Source organism: Pseudonocardia nigra (assembly GCF_019396355.1).
GTDB lineage: Bacteria > Actinomycetota > Actinomycetes > Mycobacteriales > Pseudonocardiaceae > Pseudonocardia > Pseudonocardia nigra.
The window spans coordinates 1-9,308 of the sequence record NZ_JAHKRK010000262.1 but is presented as its reverse complement, the minus strand read 5'-3'; the positions used below and the strand labels follow the sequence as shown (position 1 = coordinate 9,308).

Genomic DNA, 9,308 nt, shown 5'->3' with positions numbered 1-9,308 from the left:
CCCCTGCCGTACAGCGCGATCGTCAGCGAGGCGACCCCAAGCGGCAGCAACGGCCACCACCCACGCGGCGGAGCGGCCAGGGCCCACGCAACACCGGCCGCGATCGCGAGCGTGACCGCGACGGGCGACCGCACGACCGTTCGCGCGACCGGCGGCGCCGGTCCTACGGACTCAGCAGCGAGGTCGTCGCCATCGGCTGTCCCGGTCGGGCGGCTATCCGTGGTCATGGCGGTCTCCTCTCGGCTGACCGGGTCGGTTCCGACTGGTCGGTCAGGTAGCGATGGACCGCCTGCCCTGTAGCCTCATCATCCACCGTGCGACTCCGAAGGCTGGTGTTGCCCGCCACTGAAGATGGCGACGTAGGCGCCGTTCACGGTGACGACGAAGAACGGACATACCGGGCAGGGTTGGTCGTCAGGGTGTCGCCGTGGTCGTCAAGGTGCCGGGAGCCAGCCGCATGCGCGCCGGTTCGACGTCGGCACGGTGGCGCCGGGTTACGGGCGCGCGAGGACCCGGCAGGAACCGAAATCTCAGCCCGGCCGGGCCGGCACCGGTCGGCCGACAAGCCGGCCACGGGTGATCTGGCCGATCAGCGTCCACGGCGGGACGTGCGGGGCGACCCGGGCCCGGAGGGTGACCGCGGCGGCGGCCAGCGCGGTCAGCGCCTCACCCAGCCGCGTGGGCTGCGGCGCGAGGTCGGCGATCACGTCGCGGTCGACCCGGGCGAGCCAGAGCACCCCCTGCACGCGCAGCCACTCCACGTGCTCGGGGTCGCGCACGGCGCGGATCCAGCGCCGCACGGTGGACAGCGGCCGAGCCAGCTCGGCGGCGATCCGCCGGTAACCCGCCCCTCGGGCACTGGCCAGCAGCGCGGAGCCGATCACGGCCGTGGTGTCGGCTCGGCGCGGGGCCACGACGGCGGGCAGTAGGACGTGGGTGCCGCGGCAGGTGCGGCAGCGGGCCCGCCGCGGTCGTAGGGCCACTGTGGTCGTGCCGTGGTCGCGCACGGTGCGAGCCCGGGCGTGCCCCCAGGGCTGCAGCGGGCCGGTGCACGACGGGCAGGTCAACGTTCCGCTGGCGAGGTCGGTCTCGGCCTGGCTCGGGTCGGCGATGCCGATCATCGAGTCGGGGTGGGGGCACGGCGCACGAGCGTGGTCTACCAGGCCCGCAGCCGCCAGGGGTCAGCTGGTGTGGGCTACGTCCCCCGGCGGTGCGCCGCGCCGACAGCGTCGGTCGGGTGGGCTGGGCTCGGCACGATGACGACCGCGGGCGAGGAGCGGCGTGCCCGATGCTGGGACGGGCCTGTTGATCGTCACGGTGGCGGCGCCGACGGACGCCGTGGACGGGAGCCGTCCGTCGTCACCGTCAATGGCGGGAATCGCGCGCCAGGTCGTCATCCTCGGAGGCGGTCAACAGGCGGAGGAACAGTCGGGCGGTGGCCGCACGGTCACTGACCCACGATGTCTACACCAGTGGATCAGGTTCTGCCATGGTGGGCGGACCCTTGCCAGTCGGTCATTCAGCAGGCGAGCCGAGGCGCGCAAGAACACCCCTACCAAGATCACTCGGGGGGATGCGACGGCTTGAAGGCTAGGGCCTGTCCTGGGGATCTTCGCGGAGCCAGAGGACGATGGCCGCGAGGATGAGGGCGGTCCGGAAGTAGGCGGCTCGTTTGGCGTAGCGGGTGGCCAGTGCCCGGAACTGCTTGAGCCGGGCGAAGCAGCGTTCGACGACGTTGCGTCCGGCGTAGATGTCCTGGTCGAACGCCGGTGGCCGGCCGCCGGCGGAACCCTTGGCCTTCCGCCGGGCGGTCTGGTCGGACTTCTCCGGGCAGGTGAACGCGATCCCTCTGCTTCGGAGTGCTCTGCGTGTGGAGGGGTGGGAGTACGCCTTGTCGGCAACCACCCGCTTCGGTCGTTTGCGCGGTTTGCCGGGTCCGACTCGGGCGACGGACACCTCATCGAGCAGCGGCAGCAGCTGCGGGTTGTCACCAGCCTGCCCGGGGGTGTGAGCAGGACGGCCATGGGTAGCCCGCGGCCATCGACGGCCAGGTGGAACTTGGTGGTCAGTCCGCCGCGGGACCGGCCCAGGGCTTCCCCGTCGATGGCGAGGTCTTCGACCCAGCCGGTGGTGCAGCCCCCTTTTTCCGGGCGCCAGCGGCGTGCTGGTGAGCCCGGACCGAGCTGGAGTCGACGCTGAATCTCCACTCCACAACGCCGATGGAATCGTCTTTCACGACTACCTCGGTGAGGATCCGTTCCCAGGTGCCGTCGGCGGTCCACCGCCGCAGCCGTTCGTGTGCGGTCTTCCACGGCCCGTACCGTTCGGGCAGGTCGCGCCAGGGAACCCGGTCTTGGACTGCCACAAGATCGCGTTGATCACCTGGCGGTGATCCCGCCACCGGCCACCTCGCTTGCCCGTTTCAGGCAGCAACGCCTCGATCCGCGCCCACGCCGCATCGGTGAGTTCATGTCGACCAACCATCCCCACCAGCTTGAATCACACCGATGAAAGATCGCCAGGACAAGCCCTAGATGCATGCGTCTCACTTCCTTTGAAGTGGAACACCGCCCGCGGCGACCGTCTCGCCGTCGCTGCCCCAGCTCGCGGCGTCTCACATGTCAGGTCCACAACGGCGTGTCGAAAGGCCGCTACAGATCCGACCAGCGGTACTTTCCGGCAGTGGATCTCGGGTACGCGCGGGTGTCGACCGCGAAACAGGACCTCGACCGGCAGCTGCACGCCCTCGGCGAGGTCGGTATCCCGGCCGAGCGGACCTTCGTCGACAAGAAGTCCGGCTCGACCACCGACCGGCCCGGGCTGCGCGCGCTGCTCGGCTACGCCCGCGACGGGGACGTGATCGTGGTGCACACCCTGGACCGGCTCGGCCGCACCGTGCGCGACACCCTGAACCTGATCCACGACCTGTCGACACGCGGGGTCGGGGTGCGCAACCTAGCCGACCCGATCCGGATCGACTCGTCGAACGCCGCCGATCCGATGGCGCAGCTGGCGGTGGTGCTGCTGGCGTTGTTCGGGCAGATGGAACGCACCTACACGCTGGAGCGGGCGGCGCACGCCCGCGCGGTGGCCACCGCGAAGGGACGCCGGATCGGCCGTCCGTCGGTGGTGGATCCGCACAAGCTGACCTATGCGGTGCACTTGCGCGAGGCCGGGGACACCATCGCCGAGATCGTCGCCAAGACCGGTATCACCCGCTCCAGCCTCTACCGCCACCTCCCGCCCCGCCCCGTCGAACCGGTCACCGCGGCGGGCACGAACGCCACCCGGCCATGACTACCCCGCCCGCGATCAGGCCGAGTGAGCCCGCGGCGCCCGACGACGACCAGCGCGACGTCGCGCTGCACCGGTGGCGCGTTCTGCGCCCGCACCTCGAGGACGGCGTCCCGCTCGCCGCCGCCGCGCGCACGGCCGGCGTGCCAATGCGGACCGCGCAACGCTGGCTGGCGACCCACCGTGCCGGCGGGTTGGCCGGTCTGGCCCGACATCCGCGCAGCGACCGTGGCCGCCGCCGAGTCCAGCCCGAGCTGGAGCTGCTCATCGAGGGCCTGGCGCTGCGCCGCCCCGCGCCTACCCGGGCGGTCATCCACCGTCAGGTCAGCGAGGTGGCCGCCGATCACGGCTGGGCGTCGCCGGGCTACCGCACCGTGTGCGACATCGTCGCCGCGCTGGACCCGGCGCTGGTGTGCCTGGGCACCGAGGGCGCCAAGCGCTACAGCGAGGTGTTCGAGCTGGTGCACCGCCGCGAAGCCGACGCGCCGAACGAGATCTGGCAGGCCGACGACACCGAGCTCGACCTGTGGGTCCGCACCCCGACCGGGGAACCCGCCCGGCCCTGGCTCACCGTGATCCTCGACGACCACTCCCGCGCCGTCGCCGCCCACGGTGTCGTCCTCGACGCACCCAACACGATGAACACTGCGCTGGTGCTGCGCCGGGCGATCTGGCGCAAGACCGAACCGGGCTGGCAGGTCTGCGGCATCCCCGAGGTCTTCTACACCGACCACGGCAGCGACTTCACCAGCCGCCACCTCGAACAGGTCGCCGCCGAACTGAACATCCGCCTGGTCACCTCGCTCCCCGGCCGACCCCGTGGCCGCGGAAAGGTCGAACGCTTTTTCGACATGATCAACACCATGTGCCTGGCCGGGCTGCCCGGCTACGCCCCCCGCGGCACCCCCGACCGGGCCGAGCAGGCCCAGCTCACCCTGCCCGACCTCCACGAAGCGATCGGCCGGTTCATCACCACCACCTACCACCAGCGCGTGCACAGCGAGACCCGGCAGCCGCCACATGCCCGGTGGATCGCCGGAGGGTTCCTGCCCCGGATGCCCGACTCCCTCGAACAACTCGACCTGCTGCTGCTCACCGTCGCCAAACCCCGCAAGATCCACCCCGACGGGGTGCACCTGTTCGGGCTGCGCTACCTCGACCCCACCCTGACCGCCTACGTCGGCGAGCAGGTCACCGTCCGCTACGACCCCCGCGACCTCGCCGAGATCCGCCTGTTCCACGACGGCGCCTTCCTCGCCCGCGCGATCTGCCCCGAAATGGCCGGCACCACGATCAGCCTGCGCGAGATCCTCGCCGCCCGCCGCCGGCACCGCCGCGACCTCACCGCCACGCTCACCGCCCGCCGCGCCACCGTCGACGAACTCATGACGCTGCGCGCCGGACCCGCTCCCATCCCAGCCGACCCCGGGCCGACCCCACTAGAAGCGAACCGCGGCCGCGCCGCCCATCAGCTCAAGCTCTACGCCCAGGAGTGACGTGACGACGTCCAACACCGCGCCCGCCGCCACTGCGGCGGTGCCCTGCGATGAGGCTCCCGAGCTGGTCAGCACCCTCGAGCACCGCCGGTTCGGCGAGTTCGCCGACGCCGTTCGCGCCGACCGCTACATCGGGCTGTGCTATGGCGCACCCGGCGTCGGGAAGACCATCTCCGCCCGCAGCTACGCCGACTGGCAACATGTGCGACCCCTGCTGGGCAAAGACAACTGGCTGCACCAGGGCACCGCCCGCCCGGACTGGCACACGATCTTCTACACCCCGCTGGTCAACGCCAGCCCGATCCGGATCAACAAGGAACTCAACACCCTCGCCACCCGCCACGCCCTGCTCCGCGCGGAGAGCGTCATCGACTTCGGCACTGGCCGCCAACCCCACGGCGCGTCGATCCACACCGAGCTGCTCGTCGTCGACGAGGCCGACCGGCTCGCCTACCGTGCCCTCGAGCAGGTCCGCGACTTCTACGACCGCAGCCACCTCGGGCTGATCCTCATCGGCATGCCCGGCCTGGAGAAACGCCTCGCCCGCTACCCCCAGCTCTACAGCCGCATCGGCTTCGTCCACCACTACCGCAACCTCAACCCAACCGAACTCGCCCGCGTCGTCGCCGGCTGGCCCGACCTCGGCCTTAACGCCTCCGACCCCGCGACGGTCGAGACAATCGCCGCGATCACCCGCACAACCAGCGGCAACTTCCGGCTCGTCACCCGGCTCCTCGCCCAAGCCCAACGCATCGCTGCAATCAACAACCTCGACCGCCTCACCGTCGAGGTCATCGACGCCGCCCGCGACGCCCTCGTGATCGGCACCGCCTGAAGCGTGGTCCCACCACGCCAGATAGCGCCGCCGGAACAGCGCCATTCATCTCAGCGCGTCACACCCCGCCGGGCAGGGTGAGGTGGTAGTCGGCCGAGTCACCGTTGCCGCGGTTGGCCAGCAGCCCATCGTGGATCGTGAGCGTGGTGATGCAGTCCATGAGGGCCATCGCGGAGAACCTGTCGTAGGTCAAGGGTGACATCTCCTCGTCGTCCTGCGCGAGCACTGCGGAGACGTGGGTCTCGAAGAACTCGGGGAAGTCGAAGTCGAGCAGCACGCCGTCCTCGTCGGCGGCGCGGGCCAGCGCGTCGATGACGACGTGCTTGACCAGGCTGCGGCGCGCCGACTCCGGCACGCCCGCCCGGTACCGAGTACGCCGGCGACGAGTACCTGATGGCGCGACTCGGCCTGCTTCCGGTCATAGCTGCTCGCGCTCAGCAGGACGGACGCGTCACCATCGGCGCGCTCCACGAGTGGAGCCGAGACGCCGTCGAGACGGTGCTGAACCTGATCGTCGACGGGTTGCTCCCGGACCAACTGCACCTTGCCGACGAGCTTGCCGAGTTCCGGGCCTACCGCGCGTTGTTCGACATCGAGGCCGCGATGCCGGCCGTCGTCATCACTGGGCGATGACCAGCGCCGCCTCCACCCAACCTTGACCGAGGGGCTCCTCATGGCCGACAACGTCCGCGCTCTGCGCCCCACCCGCGAGCCGTGGGACCTGGTCGAGCACGCCATCCCTGGCAGCCGATTCGTCACACCCGAGCAGAGGAGGCGAGCGCGTTCCAGGCAGGTGTCCACCCCGGCGGCAGGTGGATCTCGGTCGTGTCGTCGAGGTCGTAGGCGAACATTGCGGTCGCCGAGATGTAGCCCGGGCCGTCCCACTGCTTGCCGGTGGGAGCGAGACCGGCCGTCGTTCGGGTGACCAGGCCGGCGCGTTCGAGTTCCGCGGCGACGTCCTCGCTGTCGGCGTCGGACAGGTCGGCCCGCACCATCAGCGTCGACGGCGGCAGGGCCGGGGTGTCCGGCAGCACCTGTGTGAGGTACTCCAGCCAGCTCATCGCGATGCGCGCAGCCTCGGAGAGAGACGAGTTGTCATCAGCGACGTCCACAGCGCGCACCGTAGCGCTTGCACCCCGACAGGGGCGGTAACCCGTCTTCGCCACCCAAGAGAGTGCGGTGAATTCGTCGTTTCTGTGCTGCAGCAGGTCGACGGCCTACGGGGCCTTGACGAGGGAGCTCACGTCGACTGCGACGTTAAACCAGGCGCCGACATCGTGCTCCTCTGCGCGGCACTGGCGCTCTACGCCGTCGTGGCCCTCGCCCGGCAGGCCGGTGCATCGGCTCCGTCAGCCGCCGATCTCGCCGCCGGCGGGCCGCCACACCGCGGCCACCGACGGGCGGGGCTGGTTGCCGCCGCCGTCCGGCCAGTTCGACACCGGTTCTCGATGCTCGCCTCGTCGTTCTCGCCCGGGTGCTGCGGCGACACCAGCACGAACCGCTCGGTGATCACGGGTCCGCACGCCTCCGCGCCGACCGGCACGGTGCAGAACAGCTTCGTGTGCCCGCGCTGCTCCCCGACGAGCGCGACCCCGTACAGCCCGTCATTGAACCCCAGCGCGTTCCCGTCGGTGGCGATCCACAGGTTGCCGTAGCGGTCGAACGCCAGGTTGTCCGGACAGGAGATCGGGCTGACCTGCGACTTGTCGAACCCGGCGAAGTAGGTCGACGTGTCCTCCGGGTCGCCGCAGACGAGGAACAGCCGCCACGCGAAGCTGGTCGCCAGGGGGTCGTTGTCGTCCTCGGTCAGCTCGACCACCTGGCCGTGCTTGTTGTCGACGCGCGGGTTGGCCTCGTCGACCGGGGCGCCGTCGGCGACCCCGCGCTCGTCGTTGTTGGTCATCGCCATGTAGACGCGCCCGCTCCACGGGTTCGCTCGACGTCCTCGGGGCGGTCCATCCTGGTGGCGCCGACCGCGTCGCCGGCCAGCCGGGTGAAGACGTACACCTCCTCGGCGGTCATGCCGTCGACGAACGACCTGTCGTTGTGGGCGAGCGGGATCCACTCCCCGGTACCGTCGAACTCGCCGTCCGCGGGTAGCGCGCCGGACCCGTCGATCTGCGCGGGCGGCGAGTCGCCGTCGAACCTGGCCACGTAGAGGGGAGGGTGCCGGAGTCGAGGAGCTTGCGGTTGTGCTCGCGGACACGCCGGCTCGAGCCGCGGAGCATGCACTCGTCGGAGACGAACTTGTAGACGTACTCGAACACCTCGTCGTCGCCCATGTACGCGACGCGCCCAGGCTGCTCATCAGCAAGATGCCGTGGGGCGAGCGGCCCATGAGCGGGAAGCGTCGGGAGAAGCTGGGCCCGCGTCGCGAGGAGGTCGCGAATCTCTACCCGTCGCGTTCGACCGCGCTGGCATTCAGCCGGCCGGAATTGCAGTCAACGGAGCAAGCAGTTCGAGAGCCACGAGGAGAGGTCCAAGATCCTGACGCTGACCATCGTGGGATCCGAGCAACGCCGGCTGAGTGAGCCGATCTTGTACAGGATGGCGGGCCGGATGCAGCCCCGGTCCGGCCTGACCGGCCTGTCGCGAGCTGGAAGTGCCTGCCCCTTGAGCATCGACCCGGTAGCCGCGGCGGTCGCCGCGCTCGTCGCCGCGCAACTGATGGAAGCGCCGACCTACCTGCAGCGCGCGGCGGGCCTGGATGTCAAACAGGACATCTTCGACGAGGCCGGCGCGATCCTCCGCGCTCCGCGGCGTTACCGCCGACTCGTCGGCTGGCTCGGCCACGGGGCGCTCGCCATCGCGATCGTGCTGCTGTACGCCACGTTCTTCGCGGCCGTCGCGCACAACGATCACCTGGCATGGTGGGGCTTGGACTGTTTGCGCCCGGGTGTGCGTCGGTGTTCGGCGAGCCCGACCAGGATGGCGTGGCGCCACGATGTCAGTAGCGGTTCGGCGATCTCCGGCGGGATCTGGTGTTGTCGCTGCTCGCGGGCATGGTGGGCGGCAGTGTTGAGCCCGTGCAGCGCCCGGAGGGCTTGTTCGGGCCAGTCCTGGTCGGGGTGGGCCTCGGCGGCGGCGACCAGCTCGCGGGCCAGGTGCGCGCCGCACAGGGCGTGCCGGGCATCGGGTAGGCGTCGTAGACGGCCAGGGCGTCGTGCACGACCGTTCCGCGGAACGCGGGCAGTACGTCGAACTCGGTCACCGCGGCCCGGCCGCGGGAGGGGTGCAGGTGGTAGGCGGTCAGTGTCTCGGTGCAGGCGACGTGCAGCCACCACCGCGACCCGTTGATGTTGCTGCTGGTCTCGTCGACGTGGATCACGTGCGCCAAGGTGATCAGTGTCTTGATCAGTTTCTCGACGTCGCCCAGCACGCCCGCCACCTGGCCGAGCACCGAGCTGATCCAGCCGGTGGAGGGGCGAGCCCCGGTCACATCGGCGATCAGCTGCGCGGCCCGGGCGACCGGAAGGTGCTGGAACACCACCAGGTAGGCCGCGAGCGCGCGCAGGTTCGGCCCATACACCGCAGGCGCGGACACCCCGGGCGGTGCCGGCGCCGCGGTCACCTGCCCGCAGCCGCAACGGCGCTGGTGCAACCGGTGCTCCACCACCCACGGGCTGATCATCGGGATGTCGTGCACCTGACGGCGCACCACCCCCGCCGGCGCGGCGTCGGCC

The 9,308-nt window shown here is 70.7% G+C and carries 10 protein-coding genes and 3 pseudogenes; 4 read left to right on the top strand and 9 right to left on the bottom strand.

What is annotated here, in order from left to right; translation table 11 throughout:
* From KME75_RS36715 to KME75_RS47160, 4 genes and pseudogenes are all read right to left on the bottom strand, one after another.
* A pseudogene (locus KME75_RS36715) lies at window positions 1-227 on the bottom strand (hypothetical protein); the annotation flags it as partial.
* 303 nt (window positions 228-530) lie between these two features.
* Window positions 531-1,121 carry a DUF6431 domain-containing protein gene (locus KME75_RS36710; protein ID WP_219419542.1) on the bottom strand — a complete coding sequence of 197 codons (591 nt, stop codon included), beginning with the start codon at window positions 1,119-1,121 and terminating at the stop codon, window positions 531-533.
* Window positions 1,122-1,590: 469 nt separating this feature from the next.
* Window positions 1,591-2,124, bottom strand: a complete 534-nt coding sequence (locus KME75_RS47165; RefSeq protein ID WP_372452749.1) for a transposase — start codon at window positions 2,122-2,124, stop codon at window positions 1,591-1,593.
* Window positions 2,066-2,484: pseudogene (locus KME75_RS47160) on the bottom strand (IS5 family transposase). Before KME75_RS47160 ends, KME75_RS47165 begins: the two are co-directional and overlap by 59 nt.
* 198 nt (window positions 2,485-2,682) lie before the next feature.
* Between KME75_RS47160 and KME75_RS36700 the strand changes: the two are divergent.
* From KME75_RS36700 to KME75_RS36690, 3 genes are read left to right on the top strand one after another with little or no spacing between them, the layout of a single operon-like run.
* Window positions 2,683-3,297, top strand: coding sequence for a recombinase family protein (locus KME75_RS36700; protein WP_219419541.1), 615 nt, complete (start codon window positions 2,683-2,685; stop codon window positions 3,295-3,297).
* Window positions 3,294-4,790 (top strand): TnsB C-terminal domain-containing protein, encoded by a 1,497-nt coding sequence (locus KME75_RS36695; protein ID WP_219419540.1) that lies wholly within the window; start codon window positions 3,294-3,296, stop codon window positions 4,788-4,790. Before KME75_RS36700 ends, KME75_RS36695 begins: the two co-directional genes overlap by 4 nt.
* 1 nt (window position 4,791) lies before the next feature.
* Window positions 4,792-5,625: an AAA family ATPase gene (locus tag KME75_RS36690; protein WP_219419539.1), complete on the top strand. Its 834-nt coding sequence runs from the start codon at window positions 4,792-4,794 to the stop codon at window positions 5,623-5,625.
* A gap of 58 nt (window positions 5,626-5,683) precedes the next feature.
* On the opposite strand, the gene KME75_RS36685 is transcribed toward KME75_RS36690, so the two are convergent.
* On the bottom strand, window positions 5,684-5,980 hold the full coding sequence (locus tag KME75_RS36685) for a hypothetical protein (protein ID WP_219419538.1): 297 nt from the start codon (window positions 5,978-5,980) through the stop codon (window positions 5,684-5,686).
* 38 nt (window positions 5,981-6,018) lie between these two features.
* On the opposite strand from KME75_RS36685, the gene KME75_RS36680 reads away from it, so the two are divergent.
* Complete coding sequence (locus KME75_RS36680; protein ID WP_219419537.1) at window positions 6,019-6,258, top strand: hypothetical protein; 240 nt, start codon at window positions 6,019-6,021, stop codon at window positions 6,256-6,258.
* Between the two features lie 122 nt (window positions 6,259-6,380).
* Here KME75_RS36680 and KME75_RS36675 read toward each other — a convergent pair whose 3' ends face one another.
* The 4 genes and pseudogenes from KME75_RS36675 to KME75_RS36660 all read right to left on the bottom strand — a co-directional run.
* On the bottom strand, window positions 6,381-6,737 hold the full coding sequence (locus KME75_RS36675; RefSeq protein ID WP_219419536.1) for a hypothetical protein: 357 nt from the start codon (window positions 6,735-6,737) through the stop codon (window positions 6,381-6,383).
* A gap of 237 nt (window positions 6,738-6,974) precedes the next feature.
* Window positions 6,975-7,922, bottom strand: a pseudogene (locus KME75_RS36670) (PhoX family protein); the annotation flags it as partial.
* A gap of 124 nt (window positions 7,923-8,046) precedes the next feature.
* Entirely contained in the window at window positions 8,047-8,487 is a 441-nt protein-coding gene (locus KME75_RS36665) for a hypothetical protein (protein WP_219419535.1), read from the bottom strand.
* A gap of 85 nt (window positions 8,488-8,572) precedes the next feature.
* Window positions 8,573-9,308, bottom strand: a 736-nt coding sequence (locus tag KME75_RS36660) for an IS66 family transposase (protein ID WP_219419534.1), incomplete at its 5' end; no start/stop codon positions are given.